Annotated in this window: 16 protein-coding genes; 10 read left to right on the top strand and 6 right to left on the bottom strand. The window is 53.1% G+C overall.

The genetic code is table 11. The annotated features are described in order from the left end of the window. Positions 1–14: 14 nt before the first annotated feature. The gene (locus G583_RS0109265) at positions 15–1,823 is read right to left on the bottom strand and encodes an ABC transporter ATP-binding protein (protein ID WP_022870904.1); all 1,809 of its coding nucleotides are present in this window, start codon (positions 1,821–1,823) and stop codon (positions 15–17) included. After that, positions 1,820–3,580: an ABC transporter ATP-binding protein gene (locus G583_RS15330; RefSeq protein WP_245540610.1), complete on the bottom strand. Its 1,761-nt coding sequence runs from the start codon at positions 3,578–3,580 to the stop codon at positions 1,820–1,822. The genes G583_RS0109265 and G583_RS15330 overlap by 4 nt, the downstream gene beginning before the upstream one ends. Between G583_RS15330 and G583_RS17070 the strand changes: the two genes are divergently transcribed. Beyond that, on the top strand, positions 3,579–3,704 hold the full coding sequence (locus G583_RS17070; RefSeq protein WP_022870902.1) for a hypothetical protein: 126 nt from the start codon (positions 3,579–3,581) through the stop codon (positions 3,702–3,704). The genes G583_RS15330 and G583_RS17070 overlap by 2 nt on opposite strands. A gap of 9 nt (positions 3,705–3,713) precedes the next feature. Here the strand turns inward: G583_RS17070 and G583_RS0109250 are convergent, their stop codons facing one another. Further along, complete coding sequence (locus G583_RS0109250; RefSeq protein ID WP_029629448.1) at positions 3,714–5,228, bottom strand: DUF1846 domain-containing protein; 1,515 nt, start codon at positions 5,226–5,228, stop codon at positions 3,714–3,716. 120 nt (positions 5,229–5,348) lie between these two features. Between G583_RS0109250 and G583_RS0109245 the strand changes: the two genes are divergently transcribed. The 5 genes from G583_RS0109245 to nrdF all read left to right on the top strand — a co-directional run bounded on the left by G583_RS0109245 (position 5,349) and on the right by nrdF (position 10,504). Beyond that, the gene (locus G583_RS0109245; RefSeq protein ID WP_022870900.1) at positions 5,349–6,056 is read left to right on the top strand and encodes a hypothetical protein; all 708 of its coding nucleotides are present in this window, start codon (positions 5,349–5,351) and stop codon (positions 6,054–6,056) included. Positions 6,057–6,499: 443 nt separating this feature from the next. Further along, positions 6,500–6,751: a glutaredoxin-like protein NrdH gene (nrdH, locus tag G583_RS0109240; RefSeq protein WP_022870899.1), complete on the top strand. Its 252-nt coding sequence runs from the start codon at positions 6,500–6,502 to the stop codon at positions 6,749–6,751. Positions 6,752–6,789: 38 nt separating this feature from the next. After that, positions 6,790–7,281 (top strand): class Ib ribonucleoside-diphosphate reductase assembly flavoprotein NrdI, encoded by a 492-nt coding sequence (nrdI, locus tag G583_RS15325; RefSeq protein ID WP_022870898.1) that lies wholly within the window; start codon positions 6,790–6,792, stop codon positions 7,279–7,281. Beyond that, positions 7,281–9,425, top strand: a complete 2,145-nt coding sequence (nrdE, locus tag G583_RS0109230; RefSeq protein WP_029629447.1) for a class 1b ribonucleoside-diphosphate reductase subunit alpha — start codon at positions 7,281–7,283, stop codon at positions 9,423–9,425. Before nrdI ends, nrdE begins: the two co-directional genes overlap by 1 nt. A gap of 98 nt (positions 9,426–9,523) precedes the next feature. Next, positions 9,524–10,504, top strand: coding sequence for a class 1b ribonucleoside-diphosphate reductase subunit beta (gene nrdF / locus G583_RS0109225; protein WP_022870896.1), 981 nt, complete (start codon positions 9,524–9,526; stop codon positions 10,502–10,504). 156 nt (positions 10,505–10,660) lie between these two features. On the opposite strand, the gene G583_RS0109220 is transcribed toward nrdF, so the two are convergent. Next, the gene (locus tag G583_RS0109220; RefSeq protein WP_022870895.1) at positions 10,661–10,939 is read right to left on the bottom strand and encodes a metal-sensitive transcriptional regulator; all 279 of its coding nucleotides are present in this window, start codon (positions 10,937–10,939) and stop codon (positions 10,661–10,663) included. A 340-nt stretch (positions 10,940–11,279) separates the two neighbouring features. Between G583_RS0109220 and G583_RS0109210 the strand changes: the two genes are divergently transcribed. Further along, on the top strand, positions 11,280–12,698 hold the full coding sequence (locus G583_RS0109210; RefSeq protein ID WP_022870893.1) for an MBL fold metallo-hydrolase: 1,419 nt from the start codon (positions 11,280–11,282) through the stop codon (positions 12,696–12,698). A 143-nt stretch (positions 12,699–12,841) separates the two neighbouring features. After that, positions 12,842–13,678, top strand: coding sequence for a thioesterase family protein (locus G583_RS0109205; RefSeq protein WP_022870892.1), 837 nt, complete (start codon positions 12,842–12,844; stop codon positions 13,676–13,678). 72 nt (positions 13,679–13,750) lie between these two features. Here the strand turns inward: G583_RS0109205 and G583_RS0109200 are convergent, their stop codons facing one another. Next, complete coding sequence (locus tag G583_RS0109200; RefSeq protein ID WP_211210755.1) at positions 13,751–14,422, bottom strand: MBL fold metallo-hydrolase; 672 nt, start codon at positions 14,420–14,422, stop codon at positions 13,751–13,753. Beyond that, the gene (locus tag G583_RS0109195; protein ID WP_022870890.1) at positions 14,385–15,479 is read right to left on the bottom strand and encodes an S-(hydroxymethyl)mycothiol dehydrogenase; all 1,095 of its coding nucleotides are present in this window, start codon (positions 15,477–15,479) and stop codon (positions 14,385–14,387) included. The genes G583_RS0109200 and G583_RS0109195 overlap by 38 nt, the downstream gene beginning before the upstream one ends. A 122-nt stretch (positions 15,480–15,601) precedes the next feature. On the opposite strand from G583_RS0109195, the gene G583_RS0109190 reads away from it, so the two are divergent. Beyond that, the gene (locus G583_RS0109190) at positions 15,602–16,387 is read left to right on the top strand and encodes an SOS response-associated peptidase (protein WP_022870889.1); all 786 of its coding nucleotides are present in this window, start codon (positions 15,602–15,604) and stop codon (positions 16,385–16,387) included. Positions 16,388–16,556: 169 nt separating this feature from the next. Further along, positions 16,557–16,880: a DUF6504 family protein gene (locus G583_RS0109185; protein WP_022870888.1), complete on the top strand. Its 324-nt coding sequence runs from the start codon at positions 16,557–16,559 to the stop codon at positions 16,878–16,880.

The raw sequence follows: 16,880 nt of genomic DNA, 5'->3' as shown, positions 1-16,880 counted from the left end.
GGTAGCGTTACAGATTATTCAGTCAGTGTGTCTTGCCACGCTTTATGCAGTTGCGAAAACTGACCTCCAGCGTTGATGAGCTCATCGGGTGTGCCGTCTTCAATAATTCGGCCACCTTCAACAACCAATACTCTATCGGCAATCATCACCGTGGATAAGCGGTGAGCAATAATAAACGAGGTCCGTCTGCCCAGCAGCTCTTGAAGGCCTTCTTGCACCATCACCTCAGTCGGCGCATCCAGGGACGACGTCGCCTCGTCTAAAATGAGCACATTAGGATCCGCCAGAAACGCCCTTGCAAAAGACACGAGTTGACGCTGTCCAGCAGACATTCGTCCGCCTCGAGCTCGAACATCAGTGTCGAACCCCTCGGGCAAACGCTGGATGAAAGAATCTGCGCCAATGATGGCCGCTGCCGCTTCAATCTCTTCACGACTCGCCTCCGGGTTTCCCAAGGCAATGTTGTTGGCTACGGAACCGGAAAACAAGTAGGACTCCTGGGTGACCATCACGATGTTGTCGGTCAAGGTTTCCATATCCAAGTCTTTGAGGTTGACACCGTCCAGAGTGATCGAACCCTCGGTGACATCATAGAACCGGGCCATCAGTTTAGCGATGGTGGATTTTCCGGCACCGGTAGAACCGACAATGGCAACGGTTTGTCCAGCAGGTACCTGCAGTGAGGTCTGTTGCAGTGCCAGGGGAAGTTCCTCGTCATAACGAAATGACACATCATTGAAAACAATCTCGCCCTGTACATCCGTAAGTTCAACGGGATCGTCAGGATCGGTTACCGACGATTTTTCGGCCATCAGACCGGAAATCTTTTCCAGTGCTGCGACCGCAGACTGGAAGGTGTTATAGAAGTTGGCGATTTCATCGATGGGCTGGAAGAACCGACGAGCGTATAGGACCAAGGCCACGAGCACGCCAACCTGCAGCGCATCATCCAGCACACGGAAACCACCGACCATGAGCACTGCAGCAACCGTGATAGACGATAACCAGCGCAGCGTGGGTTGGTAAATCCCGAAGAGCCGAATCGACTGTAGCGCGGACTGGCGATGATCTTCGGCTAACTGCTCGTACCGTTCGCCGTTCGCGCGTTGCCTGCGGTAGGACTTGACCGCACGGATCCCGCTGACGGTCTCGACAAAATGCGATATGAGACGAGCGGAGTTCGTCTGAATCTGGCGATAGATGACCGAGGAGCGTTTCTGGAACCATACGGTGAGCATGGTTGCAGGAATCAACAGGCCCATCATGACGAGGCCCGAGGGAATATCCATGGTCACGATCAGAACCAGGGTAAATACCATTTGCAATACTGAACCGACCATGATGTCTAACCCGGAGTTCAGCAAGTTCGCCAGAGCATCCATATCGGAGGTTTGCCGGGCTACAGTCCGTCCTGAAGCGTAGGTCTCATGGAATTTCATGTCCAGACGTTGACTGTGTAAGAAGAGCCGCTTGCGCAGACCGTACAACATATTCTGGCCGATGGTCATATTCCACCGAATAAACACGTACATCAGCCCGCCGCCGATGAGAGCAGCTGCGATATGCGCCACGGATGCCGCCATGGCTGGGGTGGCATTGCCCTCGAGCAATGCGGGAATACCGTTGTCAATGCCCCAGGCGATAATGGCCGGCCCGGCAACAGAAGCCAACTGGGCCAAAACGACAATCACCGAGAGTCCCACGAGTTGCCAGGTATACGGTCTTAACAACGTTCCAAGCAGGCGTAGTGAGGCCCGACGTTCTTCCTTGGTCATCTGGGCATAGTGCGCTGACCCGCCGCGGGCTCTTCCGGGACCACTCATTGATTCACCTCCTGACTACCTGAAGACTGGCTTGCCATAATGTAGCGGTAGCGCGATGAAGAACGCAGTAATTCGTGGTGGGTTCCGACAGCGACAATTTGGCCGTCGTCGAGTAAGGCCACACGGTCAGCCAGCGCAACGGTGGAGGAGCGATGGGCAATGATGAAGGTGGTGGTGTCGTGAAGCACCGATTTGAGCTGAGCGATGACTCGTTCTTCTGTCTTGGTATCGAGAGCTGACAGCGGGTCATCCAGCAGGAGTAAGGATGGACGGGCAGCAATGGCTCGGGCTAGAGCAATGCGTTGGCGTTGACCACCGGAAAGTGAGAAGCCTTCTTCGCCGATGCGCGTGTTGATGCCGTGTACTAGGTCGGCTACGAAAGCTGCATCAGCAGCGTGGAGTGCTTCCCACGCGATGTCATCCTGGACAGTATCGGGAAGCTCGGGATCGACACCCAGCAGCACGTTGTCCCGTACCGACGAGGAGAACAAGGTGGTATCTTCAAACGCAAAAGCGGTGAGTCTGCGCAGATCATCGAGGTCCATATCGTGGACTGAGACTCCATCGATGGTGATGCGCCCACCCGTGATATCAAAGATGCGTGGCACCAGTTGGAGCAGTGTTGATTTTCCATTGCCGGTCACACCTACCAAAGCCATTGTTTCACCAGGATGGATATGGAGATCTACACCCTGGAATATATCGGGCTGGTCAGCAGCCGCATCGGGGAATTGGAAGCGAACATCCTCCATGACCAGTTCACCGGTAGCGCTAGCAAAGTCCACGGTAACCGGAGTCTTAGGAGAGACGATAGTATTTTCGGAATCCATCACTTCGAAGTAGCGTTCAAGTGCTGTGGTGGCATTGACGGCTTGACCAAATAGCATGCCCAACATCCGAGTTGGGCCGACCACCAGGGTGGCCGTGGCAAAGAAACTGGCTAGCTGTCCTACATTCATCGCGCCTGAGTTCACTTGGAAGAGCCCCAGTAGTAATGAGATACCCAAGACACTTTCGGGCAGAGCCATCATGAACATGTCAAAGCGTGCTGTCGTTGTTGCTTTCCGGATTTCGTTGTCCCGTAGTGCACCGGCGTTGACTTGAAAATTCTCGAGTGCGTGTTTGCTTCGACCGAAGGCCTTGAGTACGCGAATACCCTGGACGGATTGCTCCATCGTGGTAGAAATTTCCCCGTTGAGATCCTGTGATCGACGTGTGAGGACAGAAAATTCTTGCTGAAATCGGTAGGTCAACCAGACAATCGGCAGGACCACGACTAGAAAGATACCGGCTAAGAGCAGCGATGAGCGCGACATCATGTAGATACCGACTAAGACCGTGGCCGCGGATGACATCATCATGATCATGCCAAAAGCAATCCAGCGACGTATCTGCGTGACATCTTGTTGGGCACGTGAGAGCAGCTGGCCAGAACCCCAGTCGTTGTGGAAAGCCACCGGCATATCTAAGATCCAGTTATAAAACCGGACTCGCATTTCACGTTCGGTATTGGTTGATGGTCCGATGGCAAACACTCTTCGGAGCCAGAGCAGCACGGCTTCGATTAGACCGAGGGCAATCACCACACCGCCGGCGATCCAGACGGTAGCCGCTGTGGGGGAGGAGTTGAGGTTATTGACTAACACCTCGAGTACCTGGGGGATCAGCAACCCAACGACTGAAGCTCCAATGGTGACGAGTAGTCCCATATATAACCGACCACGAATTGGCGCGATAATCCGCCATAAACGTGACATGGCCGCTATCATGAACCAGGCCTCCTACCAGACCGCTGGGATGCAACACTACGAAAACTATCCTGTTTATCGTACTGATGTGATTTGGCGGTTTGAAGGCGCAGAAGACGAATTACGCTATTGAGTGCGGTTGTTAGCTGCGGTGAAACAGTGATTTTCGCCAGTACTCCGGTTCTGCTGTGATCAACATTCCCAGCTGGCGAAAGATCGATTCATCGACCGAGCCGAGAATCGTGGTGGTGTGCACATCGCTGCCGCGCAAAAGCTGGAGCATATCGATGGCCTTGCGGGCATCTTCTGACTCAGCTGCAGAAACCGAGAGGGCTATTAGCACTTCATCGGTGTGCAATCGTGGATTGACAGAGCCCAGGTGACGAGTTTTCAAGGTTTGAATCGGTTCAATGGCCTGTGGACGGAGCAGGTGGACGTCGTCGTCGATTCCCGCCAAGTATTTCAAAGCGTTGAGCAGCATGGCGGCTGAGCAGCCCAAGAGGTCAGAAGTCTTACCGGTGATGATTGTGCCATCCCCAAGTTGCACGGCACTCGCGGGCTGTCCGGTGCGCTGTGCAACAGCAGCCGCTGGAGCAACCACCGCTCGGTCATCGCGTGAAATCCCGACCCGGGTCATGATGAGTTCAAGCCGTGTGGAAACCGTGTGATCGGTGGTATCCATCCGACGCTCTTCTACCCTGGCCTTATACCAGCGGCGAATGATTTCCTGTTTAGCCGCTTCGGCGCACACTGCGTCATCGCTAATGCAGTGTCCCACCATATTGACTCCCATATCGGTGGGGGATTGATAGGGCGATTCGCCATAAAGTTGTTCCAGCATGGCCTTGAGCAAAGGGAATGCTTCAACATCTCGGTTATAGCTCACTGCCTGCGATTGGTAAGCGGCTAGATGATATGGGTCAATAATATTGTTGTCGTCGAGATCTGCGGTTGCGGCCTCGTAGGCCTGATTGACAGGGTGCTGCAAGGGCAGATTCCAAATGGGAAACGTTTCGAATTTCGCGTACCCAGAACGAATATCGTGTTGAAAGTCGTGATAGATCTGTGACAGCGAAGCCGAGAGTTTTCCAGAGCCTGGACCAGGTCCGGTCACGACCACCAGCGAACGAGTGGTTTCAGCATATTCGTTTTGGCCAAAGCCCTCTTCCGAGATGATTTTCGCAGTATCGGTCGGATAACCGCTGGTGGGGTATTGGTGCGTCACCTTGAGACCAGCACGCTGCATCCGATCGCTAAAGGCCAGTGCATTGGAATACTCTGCGGACAACTGGGTGATCACGAGATGTTCGACCATGAATCCCTCGTCACGAAAAATATCGATCAGCCGCATCGCTTCGTCTTGGTAGGTGATGCCCAAATCGGCTCGAATCTTTTCGTACTCGAGGTCTTTTGCATTGAGCACCATCATGATCTCGAGCTCATCTTTGAGCTGCTGGAGCATCAAGATTTTGTTATTGGGGGTAAAACCCGGCAGGACACGTGAGGCGTGGAGGTCATCGAAGAGTTTGCCACCCATCTCCAAGTACAGCTTGTGGCCGATGTCTTGGCGCCGCTGAGAGATGAATTGGGACTGCAACTGAATGTACTTTTGCGAGTCGAAACCAATATCAGGGCGAAACGATCTTTCTGGGGTCATATACTCAGCTTCCACGAGACACCATTGTTCCATGAACGTTCGAGGGAACCTAGTTATTGAACGCGCGATGATGGGGCCGTAACATCATCAAGAAATATATTCTCGAAGGCTTTCGACTATGTGAGCGCCACCCAAAAACTCTTCACAACTACCGCACTGCTTGCGGGACTAGCGCTATCGACGACCCCGGCACATGCTGCCGTTCCGGTCGTGTCCGCGCTCGAACTGCTCGGGCACATCCCCATCTCCGAAGAAGTGTCTATGGAAACCTTTGCACCAGAGGCATGGACTCCCGATCCGGATGAAGCACCAGGGTATTACCGGTCCTCCGGGTGTACTGCCGTACAAGATACGCTGATTCGTGATACCCAAGCTGGTGAACAACAGCTTGCCGACGATGGTTGCACCCTGCTCGTAGGCGGTATAAGCGACCCATATACCGGCGATGCTATGGACTATGACCGGCAACAAGACGCAGATGCGGAACCGTTTACCGTCGACCACGTTGTTTCCGTTGAAGAGGCGCACCGTTCTGGCGGTCATGACTGGTCGGCTGGTCGACAACTGACGTTCTATCACGGTGGCGAAAACTTGATAACAGTCAGTGCAGCAGAGCACGATGTTGCCTATTCGGTGCTATCAGAGGATCAATGTGGCCATGTGGGGGCGCTGCCAGCCAAAACTTTGGCTGAACGCGTCAGTCAGAATGACTTTGTGGATTGGGCACAAGAAAACTCCGGTGTCGTAGCTGCGGTGAGTATCAGTCTGGTTGCGATAGCCATCCTCGGTGGGTTGGCGCTCCAACGAAAGCTGCGCGTCAGGAAGTAGTGGTGTTCTGAACCACCAAGCGACCACAATGTATAGGGGTTACGGGTGGGCGGCGGCACAATCAATGGTGGTGGTTGGGGTACAACACGCCGCTTAAAAAATTCTTTTTCTGTGGATTGGGCAAATCTTCGGCGCCTGAGGGAATGTGGAGAACTTTTTATCTGTTGTAGTAGACCCGCACCATGATGCCGATGCGGCGAATTTCAATCCCGTGGAACGTTGGTGGATAAGTTGTGGAGAACCCTGTGGGTGAATGACACTTATGTAATCACTACATCTAGTTATGCTTGGCGTTCGTGATCCCTAGATGTAGTATTAACTCTGTGGTTGAAGCCGATGAGGACTTCACCAAGAATTCATCAAGAGAACACCGTTGAAACTTCGAATTCACGAAGTCTGCGGAGTTGGCCGGCTTAGAAACAGCGATCAAAGGGAGATAGATCATGACTGTGACCGTTTACAGCAAACCAGCATGTGTACAGTGCAACGCAACCGTGCGTGCCCTGGACAAAAAAGGCATCGAATACGACGTTATCGATATGTCGCAAGATATGGATGCTCTGGAGCGCGTTCGTGCTCTTGGCTACATGCAGGCACCGGTCGTCATGACTGAAGCTGATCACTGGTCAGGTTTCCGCCCGGATAAGATCGCCGAGTTGGAGAACGCTAGCTCCGCGGCATCGACCGTTGCCTAGGACGAGTTGCAACAGAAGTTTTTGAAAGCAGGGGTAAAATGACTACCCAGGTTCAGGATAGATCATTCGTAAAATCCCCAGAGTCGCAAGACCTGGTGGAGACCAACGCGAAGCTGATCTATTTTTCCTCGGTATCTGGTTACACTCACCGTTTTGTAGAGAAATTGGATTTTAAAGACGAGTACGTGTCACGTTTGCCGCTGATTACTCGTGAACCAACCCTCTATGCACGCGAGCCATTTGTGTTAATGCTGCCAACATACGGTGCGGGCAAGGGCCCCGGGGTTGTTCCCAAACAGGTTATAAAATTCCTGAATGTAAAAAACAACAGAGAGCTGATTCAAGGCGTCATCGCTGCTGGTAACACAAACTTTTACGACGCCTATTGTCTTGCCGGCGACATTATCTCGGCAAAGACGAACGTACCGCTTATGTATAGATTCGAACTGATGGGCACTCCAACCGATGTGACCAAGGTTCGTGAAGGATTGGATGCATTTTGGCAACAACACTCACTGAACAAGAATTGATTCAGTCAGCTAAAAAACTCCCTGATGCTTGGCAAAATTTGGGATACCACGAACTGAACGCCATTTTGAATCTCTACGGTCCTGATGGCGAGATCCAGTTCGAAGCTGACCACGCAGCTGCACGGCAGTATTTCTTGCAACACGTTAATAAGAACACCGTGTTCTTCCATAGCAAGAAAGAACAAATTGATTACCTGATCGAAAATGATTACTACGAGCCTGCCACCTTCGCGCAGTACCCAGAGCAGTTCGTTTTCGATCTTTACGATCAGGCCTACGCACACAAATTCCGTTTCACCTCATTTTTGGGCGCCTTCAAGTTCTACACTTCTTATGCGCTCAAAACCTTCGACGGTGAGCGCTTCCTCGAGCGCTATGAAGATCGCGTTGTCATGAACGCCCTATACTTGGCACGCGGTGACCAGGACATGGCCAGCCGTCTGGTTGATGAAATTATCCTGGGTCGCTTCCAGCCAGCTACCCCAACCTTCCTCAACGCTGGCAAGAGCCAGCGTGGCGAATTGGTCTCCTGCTTCTTGCTGCGCGTGGAAGACAACATGGAATCCATCGCTCGAGGTATCAACTCCTCATTGCAGCTGTCCAAGCGCGGCGGCGGTGTAGCGCTGAACCTGACAAACCTGCGCGAACAGGGCGCTCCGATCAAGAAGATTGAAAACCAGTCTTCCGGAGTAGTCCCGGTGATGAAGCTTCTTGAAGACTCCTTCTCATACGCCAACCAGCTTGGTGCACGTCAAGGTGCGGGTGCTGTTTATCTGAACGCACACCACCCAGACATCACCACGTTCTTGGACACCAAGCGTGAAAATGCTGACGAAAAGATCCGCATTAAAACCTTGTCACTCGGTGTGGTTGTTCCAGACATCACCTTCGAACTGGCAAAAAAGAACGAGCCGATGTACTTGTTCAGCCCTTACGACGTTGAAGCTGTCTACGGTATACCGTTCAGCGAGATCTCTGTCTCCGAGAAGTACTACGAAATGGTCGACGATCCTCGTATTAAGAAGACCAAAATCGCACCACGTGATTTCTTCCAGACCGTGGCAGAACTGCAGTTTGAATCTGGCTACCCATACATGGTCTTCGAGGACCATGTTAACGATGCCAACCCGATCAAGGGTCGCATCTCGATGTCGAACCTGTGTTCGGAAATCCTGCAGGTCTCAGATCCATCCACCTACAGCGCAGACCTGTCCTACGAGCATGTTGGAAAAGACATCTCGTGCAACCTGGGCTCGATGAACATTGCCAAGACGATGGATTCCGAAGACTTCGGCGGTTCTATCGAAACAGCAGTGCGGGCCCTGACTGCAGTATCAGACCTGTCAGATATTTCATCAGTCCCATCCATTGCAAAAGGCAACTCCCAGTCACACGCAATTGGACTTGGACAGATGAACTTGCACGGCTATCTGGCACGTGAACAGGTCCACTACGGTTCTGAAGAAGGCCTGGACTTCACCAACATGTACTTCTACACGGTGGTGTATCACGCACTGCGCGCGTCCAATAAGATCGCGATCGAACGTGAGGAAGTCTTCGGTGGATTTGAAGACTCCAAGTATGCATCAGGTGAATTCTTCGACAAGTACACTGATCAGGAATGGAAGCCAGCCACCGATAAGGTAGCGCAGCTCTTCATCGATGCTGATGTACACATTCCAACCCAGCAGGACTGGAAAGAACTGAAAGCTTCGATCATGAAGCACGGTATCTACAACCAGAACCTGCAGGCGGTACCACCGACCGGCTCGATTTCATACATCAACAACTCGACCTCGTCGATCCACCCTGTGGCATCCAAGGTTGAGATTCGTAAAGAAGGTCGTCTGGGTCGTGTCTACTACCCGGCGCCGTACTTGACCAACGATAACCTCGAGTACTTCGAAGATGCCTACGAAATTGGGTACAAGAAGATTGTCGATACCTATGCGCAGGCCACCCAGCACGTCGATCAGGGCTTGTCGTTGACCTTGTTCTTCAAGGACACCGCGACCACCCGTGACGTCAACAAGGCCCAGATTTACGCCTGGACCCAGGGCATCAAGACGCTCTACTACGTTCGTGTTCGCCAGTTGGCACTCGAAGGTACCGAAATTGAAGGCTGCGTCTCCTGCATGCTGTAAAGCACTAACATGAGGGTGTGCCGTATGAATATCATTCAGACGGCACACTTTCTCATGTGAGCACAAGCGCACAAGTTTTAACCGTAGAAAGAAGTTGCATGACTCCTGAAGAAGTAGCGCAGCGCATCCCCACCTACCAGGCAATCAACTGGAACCACATCGAAGACGATAAGGACCTTGAAGTCTGGAACCGTCTCACCACAAACTTCTGGCTTCCAGAAAAAGTCCCGCTTTCGAATGACCTGCAATCGTGGGCCAACCTCACCGAGGACGAACGCGAAGTCTCGATGAAGGTCTTTGCCGGCCTGACCCTGCTCGATACCATTCAGGGCACTATTGGCGCACTAAAACTCATTCCAGACTCGTTGACGTTGCACGAAGAAGCCGTGCTGTCCAACATCGTGTTCATGGAAGCAGTTCACGCAAAGTCATACTCGTCAATCTTCTCGACCCTCGCCTCGACCGAAGCTATCGATAATATCTTCCGTTGGACACGCGAAGAGCCAACCTTGCAGTACAAGGCCCACGAGATTATCAAACATTATGAAGGCGATGACCCGCAGAAACGCAAGATCGCGTCCGTCATGCTGGAATCCTTCCTCTTCTACTCGGGCTTTTACTGGCCAATGTACCTGTCCTCACAGGCACGTCTGACCAACACCGCTGACTTGATCCGATTGATTATCCGTGACGAAGCGATCCACGGCTACTACATCGGTTACAAGTATCAGCGCAACATGGAAAACGAGACGCCAGAACGCGCGGCAGAACTCAAAGAGTTTACCTACGATATGCTGCAGGATCTCTACGATAACGAGGTGGCATACACCCACGATATTTACGATCCACTGGGTCTGTCTGAAGACGTCAAGAAATTCTTGCACTACAACGCCAATAAGGCACTGATGAACATGGGATATGAGCCAATGTTCCCGGATTCGCTCACCGATGTGAACCCGGCGATCCTTTCGGCGTTGAGCCCGAACTCGGATGAGAACCACGACTTCTTCTCCGGTTCCGGATCTTCGTACGTTATCGGTGCCAAGGAAGAAACCCAAGACGACGACTGGGACTTCTAACTCACCCCACAGCCATTGCCGCAAAAACAGCCCGCATCGAGCAGTCACGTGCTCGGTCGCGGGCTGTTTTGCGTCTGAAAAGCCCCGCAGACCCGGCCGGCATGAGACCTCGGGGCCCAACCAGGTGGCAGCCCCCGACGTCGCCGCTGCCAAACGTTATGCGAAGGACATGAACAGTTTTTCTAACTGTGCAACGTCGTCTTCATGAATGTCGTCTTCAGACAAGCACTCCTGTAGTGCAGACGAGATGACTAAAAAGCCCGCCCGATCTACAGCCTTGGACACTGCGGACAGTTGCTGGACAATCTGCGCACAGTGGGCGTCATCTTCGACCGCGTTCATGACCGCAGCTAATTGACCGTGCGCCCGACGCAGGCGATTGATAATCTTCTTTTTCGCTTCCGGGTCGTTTTCTAAACCGGTTGATTGCACCATATGACACTCCACATCTGAATCTTGAATTGCCTTCATTATACCCCCTAGGGTATTGTCTGAATTATACCCCCAGGGGTATACAAGTAATATGCGGTAATACCAGCGAGGAATATCACTATGTGCCGACCGGTCAAATGCGACGTCTGCGAAAAAACCACTTGGGCTGGCTGCGGCCAGCACGTCAACGAAGTCAAAGCCACTGTTCCTGCGGCCCAGTGGTGCAACGGCCAACATACACAGCAAGAAATTGCTGCCGCTAAAGCAGCAAACCCGGGATTCTTAGCCCGGTTGTTCGGCCGATAAGCCACAATTTCAGCCAAACTTCCCTTAAGGACTCAACATGCTACTTGAACATATTTATGATCCAGATCTGGCCCAAGGAAGCTACTTCATCGGCTGCCAGGTCGACAACACCGCCATTGTCATTGATCCGCGTCGCGACATTCAGGTCTATCTCGATCTCGCTGAGCGCGAAGGGATGGAAATCGTTGGTGTTGCGGAAACACATATCCACGCCGACTATCTTTCAGGCACGCTCGAATTAGCTAAGGCCACTGGGGCCCAAGCCTACGTGTCCGATGAGGGCGGCCCAGACTGGACCTACGGCGACGGTTTTGCCGATGCCGTACGCATGAAACACAGCCACGAGATTACCCTGGGAAACATCACGCTGAAAGCAGTCCATACCCCCGGGCACACCCCAGAGCACATGTCATTTCTCGTGACTGATGGTGCGCAAACTTCCGAGCCTGGCTTTATGCTCAGTGGTGATTTCGTTTTCGTCAGCGATCTGGGTCGTCCTGATCTGCTGGACGAGGCAGCCGGGGGAGTCGACACTCGTTTTGAAGGAGCCCAACAGCTCTTTGACTCCTTGCGCGATCACTTCCTGACGCTGCCGGACTATGTTCAGGTGCTACCTGCCCACGGCTCGGGATCAGCATGTGGCCGCGCACTGGGCGCTGTGCCAACAACCACCGTGGGTTACGAACGCAACTTCTCTTGGTGGGCACCGTATCTGGACGCCAATGACAAAGACGGTTTCGTTGCCGAGCTGCTAAATAATCAGCAAGATGCGCATTCCTATTTTAGCCGTATGAAAGCTCAAAACCGACAGGGACCAGCTATTCTTGGTGACTTGCCAGAATTGGTGCGCTACACGCCGGCAGAACTCAAACCACTGGTTGAAGCCAACGAAAAAATCCTGGTCGATACTCGTCCGCACAGGCAACGGTATGAAGCAGCCGTTGGTGGAGCGTTGTCGATCCCAGATGCAACCAAAGCGGCAACTCACATCGCCTGGGCATATGACCCAGAGACAGAACATCGTCATCTGATCGTGCTCGCCTCAGATGCAGAGCAAGCCAGGCAATATCGTGATCACTTCATCCGCGTTGGCGTCGATGCCCTGACAGGTTATACCACCAGCCTGGATGGACTTCTCAGTGATGGAGTGCCCACAGTGGATGTCGATGAACTCGATACCCTCGAGGAGCACTTCGTCTTGGACGTCCGCGGTGCTGATGAATACGCTGCTGGGCATATCCCGGGTGCACACCGATTGGCTACGAGCCGCGTGGTGTGGAACTCTGACCAACTGCCAAGGCAACGCCCGGTCGTTGTCTATTGCGCTTCTGGGCGTCGGGCCGCAATTGGGGCCTCTGCCTTACGTCGCAAGGGATTTAATATCGTAGAACTCAACGGTGATTTTGGGAGTTGGGCAGCTGCTCAAGGTAACGTTGCAGCAACTGTGACCGGTTAAGCCAGCAATGATCTACCTCGGCTCGCTGAGTGGGGCTCGCTGAGCCCCTTGAACTTCTGAGTTTTCCAGCCTTCGCTGACCGGGCATGAAACACAGCCGTGCGATAACTCACAAGACCGGCAACTATCTGGCAAGATAGGCTCATGACCTCATCACAGGAACCAACTAAAATAGAAGATTCTGCGTACTTTCGACGGGTAAAGTCCATCGAAATGTCCGAGGACGTGCGAACCTCGTATTTTGTTTCCACAGCACACGCAGGTGGCGCATGGCAGGATGACGAATTGCATATGGCACCGGTCTCGGGACTCGTAGCTGCTGAACTAGAGGCCTATCAACCGCGTGAAGATTTCATCACCACACGTATCAGCTTTGACATTTTGGGCAAACTGCATGCCGGCGAAGTCAAAGTCGTCACCGAAACTGTGCGCCCGGGACGAACGATTGAACTGATCCAATCCACGGTTTATGCACAAGGCCGTGCGGTACTTGTCGGTCGCACGTGGAAGGTTATCGCATCGGATACCAGCCAGATCGCGAAGCTCAACGACCCAACCTTGCCACCGGTTGATCAAGCAGAACCATGGGACGAGATGTCGAAGCGTTGGCCAGGGGGATTCATCAAATCTATCGAGGCTCGAAAATTTGCCGATCACACCCCGGGTCACGGGCGTGTTTGGATCACTACCGACATTGATGTGATTGAAGGCGAAACCCCGTCACCATTCGTCAAATTGATTGGACTCACCGACACAGCAAACGGGGTGGCACCGATTGCTGAGCCAAGCACAGACAACGTCTTTTTTGCCAATGTTGATCTGACAATTCACTTCTTGCGCGAACCAGTTGGGGCATGGTTGGGCTTTGCTACTTCAGCAAATATTGGCGCAACTGGCGGAGGAATCACTTCGGCAATCCTCTATGATGCTGACGGCATACTTGGTCGCTGCGAGCAGTCACAGACTGTTCGGCTAGCTTAGAACGATCCGGTAGGAACAGTTCGGCCCCGCAACCCGGCAGGATTGCGGAGCCGAACTCGTTATGCGGCGTTTTTAGTGGCCGCGCTTGATCCATTCGTCCAGGTGTGGTTTTTCATCACCAATCACTGTGGAGTCACCGTGGCCAGTGAGCACTTTGGTGTGCTCTGGCAGTGGGAAGATCTTGTTCTTGATTGATTCGATGATGACATCGAAATCTGAGTACGAACGACCGGTAGCGCCGGGACCACCATTGAACATGGTGTCGCCCGAGAACAACACCCCGCCCTCGAGGTCTGGTGCGTGGAAGACCACACAGCCAGGGGAGTGGCCCGGTGTGTGAAGAGCAGTCAGCGTTACATCAGCGATAGTAAATGTATCGCCGTCGTTGATGTGGCCGTCTGGTTTTTCATTTGGATGGGTAGCATCCCACAGCATCTGATCCTCCTTGTGGATCAGAACCGGTGCATCGACGAGTTCACGGAGTTTGATGACCTCGGAGATATGGTCATCATGACCGTGGGTCAGCAGGATAGCTGATACGTTGCGACCGCCGATTGCCTCACGCACTTTTTCTACATCGTGGGCTGGGTCAATCACGATCACATTCTGATCGTCGCCAACAATGTAGACGTTGTTGTCTACGTTGTGGGTTTCACCGTCAAGTGAGAAGGTTCCGGAAGTTACAATATTTTCAATCTGAGCCAATTTACATCTCCACCACTGAACGCAGGACTTTGCCGGCATTCATTTTGTCGAAAGCTTCGTTAATATTGTTCAGGCTGATGCGTTCGGTGACGAATGCATCCAGATCCAGCCTACCTAGCAGGTACTGTTCTACCAACATGGGGAAGTCGCGTGATGGCAGGGTGTCACCGTACCAGGCGGATTTCAGTGAGCCGCCGCGGCTAAAGACATCCTGGAAGGGCAGTTCCAGTTTCATATCTGGGTGTGGCACCCCGACGAGCACGACGCGACCGGCAAGGTCACGGGCGTAGAAGGCCTGCTTATAAGTTTCTGGGTGACCAACGGCTTCAACTACTAGATCTGCGCCGAAACCATCGGTGTATTCACGAATGGTTTCCACTGGATCCTGGTTTTTGGAATTGATCGTGTGGGTTGCGCCAAGGGTTTTGGCTTGTTCGAGTTTGGCGTCGTCAATATCGACGGCGATGATTGTGGTGGCTCCAGCCAGCTGGGCGCCTTGGATGGCCGCCATGCCGACACCACCACAGCCGATCACGGCCATGGTTTCGCCACGCTGGAGTTCACCGGTGTTTATTGTTGCACCAATACCGGCTACGATACCGCAGCCCAGCAGGCCAACAGCAGCGTCTTGCTGGTCTTCGAGCTTGGCGTCAATCTTGGTGCACTGGCCTGCAGCGACCAAGGTTTTTTCGGCGAAGGAGCCGATACCCAGGGCAGCTTCTAGCTCGGTGCCGTCTTCCAACGTCATCTTCTGCTGGGCGTTATGCGTGTCAAAGCAATACTGCAGCTGGCCTTTCTTACAGGCGCGGCATTCGCCGCAGACGGCGCGCCAGTTCAAAATCACTTTGTCGCCAACTTTGACGTTGGTGACGCCTTCGCCGATTTCCGATACGACGGCGGTGGACTCGTGGCCAAGCAAGTATGGGTAGTTATCGCCTACGCCACCTTCGATATAAGAATAGTCCGTGTGGCAAACACCGCAGGTGGAAACATCCACAACCACTTCACCGGGACCAGGATTTGGCACGATGATCGTCTCGATGGTTACCGGGGCGTTTTTCGACCGCACAACAGCGGCTTGGACTTTATGCGCCATGAGGTTTGGTTCTCCTTCAAAGTCATAGGTTTGCTCACAGGATCTGTGGGCAGTCAGACACTATCTGACCATATCTTGGGTCCCCTTGACCATGGTTGGCAACATGCTGGCATACTTGAATTATGTGCGGACGTTACGTAATAGCCAGAGCACTTGGCGATCTCATGGCAGCTTCGGGTGCGGATAACGCAAATTTCGAAGAGCTCCAACCGGATTATAATGTCGCGCCAACCAAAAATATCCCGGTGGTGGTTGAGCACTACCAGCAGCCGCGTGATCCGACGACGACATGGGAACGCAATCTGTATTTAGCGCGTTGGGGGCTTGTGCCATCGTGGGCAAAAGACCTTTCGTTTGGCCAGCGCACCTTCAACGCTCGGGCTGAAACAGTTGTTGAAAAACCCTCGTTTCGTTCCGCAGTGAAATCCCGGCGGGCAGCGATTCCGGTGGATGGCTATTACGAATGGCTGGCGCCACAGACCAAAGGCGAACGCAAGCAACCGTATTACGTTCGTCCCAAAGACGGCTCTCCAATCTTCTTCGCCGGATTATATGAATGGTGGAAGGACCCGATTGCCAAAGATGATGCAGCATGGGTGTTGTCTGCCACCATGTTGACCGGTGCATCCCCCGATGCAGGCGCGCAACCCGCAATCCTGGATGACCTCTCTGGGTTGCATCACCGGCTGCCGCTGCCAATGAGCTCATCAATGATGGACGAGTGGCTGTCCGCAGGTGAGGTGACCAAAGACGAAGCAGCGCACTTGGTTGACGCCGTCGTTGCTGAAGCTTATGACGTCGCTTCTACCTGGGAAATGTATCCGGTCGCACCGGCTGTTGGTTCAGTAGCCAATAACGGTCCAGAACTCATTGAACCATTTGAGCCAGGTCAAGATTCTCTGCTTTAGGATCTGTTGTTTTAGTCGAGTTGACCTTAGAAGGCAGAGTTGACCATGGCCCTGATGAGGGTCGCGGCAGGTGCCCATGACAGCCTGTGCTTATCGTGTCCATGACGATTTCTAGGCTGATGACACGAAAAGAACAGGGGGTTCTTTCAGTGATGAAAAGGAGTTTTTGATGGGCACACTGACACAATCTATACACGTCACCTGCACCACGGCTGGCATCCCGCTGCGGTTGCTGTACGGAGGCCGCTCCTACACGGTTAAAGCCGAACCTCAGCGGTGGTATGTTCGTCGGCGCTGGTGGGCGGAAGCACATCGAGCAGAAATTGGTCACGGTCCGGGCCTGGTCGACTATCAGGTGTGGCGTGTGCAAGTTGGGTTGACGCGAGCCAAGAATGCACCGATGCTGACGTTAGATATTTCCCATCACATTGAATCTGGCCGTTGGCGGTTGGTACAGATCCACGATGCGCTGCACCTGGAGGAAACCGCCTAA

The organism is Yaniella halotolerans DSM 15476 (genome assembly GCF_000420805.1).
GTDB classification, from domain to species: Bacteria; Actinomycetota; Actinomycetes; order Actinomycetales; family Micrococcaceae; genus Yaniella; species Yaniella halotolerans.
The sequence above is the reverse complement of the archived record's forward strand: the minus strand, read 5'-3'. Positions and strand labels throughout refer to the sequence as shown.

What these genes read in the sequence shown, in the direction of transcription:
- G583_RS15330 (WP_245540610.1), bottom strand. Translation starts at nt 3,580, where the DNA reads ATGTCACGTTTATGGCGGATTATCGCGCCAATTCGTGGTCGGTTATAT.
- nrdI (WP_022870898.1), top strand. Translation starts at nt 6,790, where the DNA reads ATGACTACCCAGGTTCAGGATAGATCATTCGTAAAATCCCCAGAGTCG.
- G583_RS0109200 (WP_211210755.1), bottom strand. Translation starts at nt 14,422, where the DNA reads ATGCCGGCAAAGTCCTGCGTTCAGTGGTGGAGATGTAAATTGGCTCAG.
- nrdH (WP_022870899.1), top strand. Translation starts at nt 6,500, where the DNA reads ATGACTGTGACCGTTTACAGCAAACCAGCATGTGTACAGTGCAACGCA.
- G583_RS0109185 (WP_022870888.1), top strand. Translation starts at nt 16,557, where the DNA reads ATGGGCACACTGACACAATCTATACACGTCACCTGCACCACGGCTGGC.
- nrdF (WP_022870896.1), top strand. Translation starts at nt 9,524, where the DNA reads ATGACTCCTGAAGAAGTAGCGCAGCGCATCCCCACCTACCAGGCAATC.
- G583_RS0109210 (WP_022870893.1), top strand. Translation starts at nt 11,280, where the DNA reads ATGCTACTTGAACATATTTATGATCCAGATCTGGCCCAAGGAAGCTAC.
- G583_RS0109195 (WP_022870890.1), bottom strand. Translation starts at nt 15,479, where the DNA reads ATGGCGCATAAAGTCCAAGCCGCTGTTGTGCGGTCGAAAAACGCCCCG.
- G583_RS0109265 (WP_022870904.1), bottom strand. Translation starts at nt 1,823, where the DNA reads ATGAGTGGTCCCGGAAGAGCCCGCGGCGGGTCAGCGCACTATGCCCAG.
- G583_RS0109190 (WP_022870889.1), top strand. Translation starts at nt 15,602, where the DNA reads ATGTGCGGACGTTACGTAATAGCCAGAGCACTTGGCGATCTCATGGCA.
- G583_RS0109250 (WP_029629448.1), bottom strand. Translation starts at nt 5,228, where the DNA reads ATGACCCCAGAAAGATCGTTTCGCCCTGATATTGGTTTCGACTCGCAA.
- G583_RS0109220 (WP_022870895.1), bottom strand. Translation starts at nt 10,939, where the DNA reads ATGGTGCAATCAACCGGTTTAGAAAACGACCCGGAAGCGAAAAAGAAG.
- G583_RS17070 (WP_022870902.1), top strand. Translation starts at nt 3,579, where the DNA reads ATGGCCGCTATCATGAACCAGGCCTCCTACCAGACCGCTGGGATGCAA.
- G583_RS0109205 (WP_022870892.1), top strand. Translation starts at nt 12,842, where the DNA reads ATGACCTCATCACAGGAACCAACTAAAATAGAAGATTCTGCGTACTTT.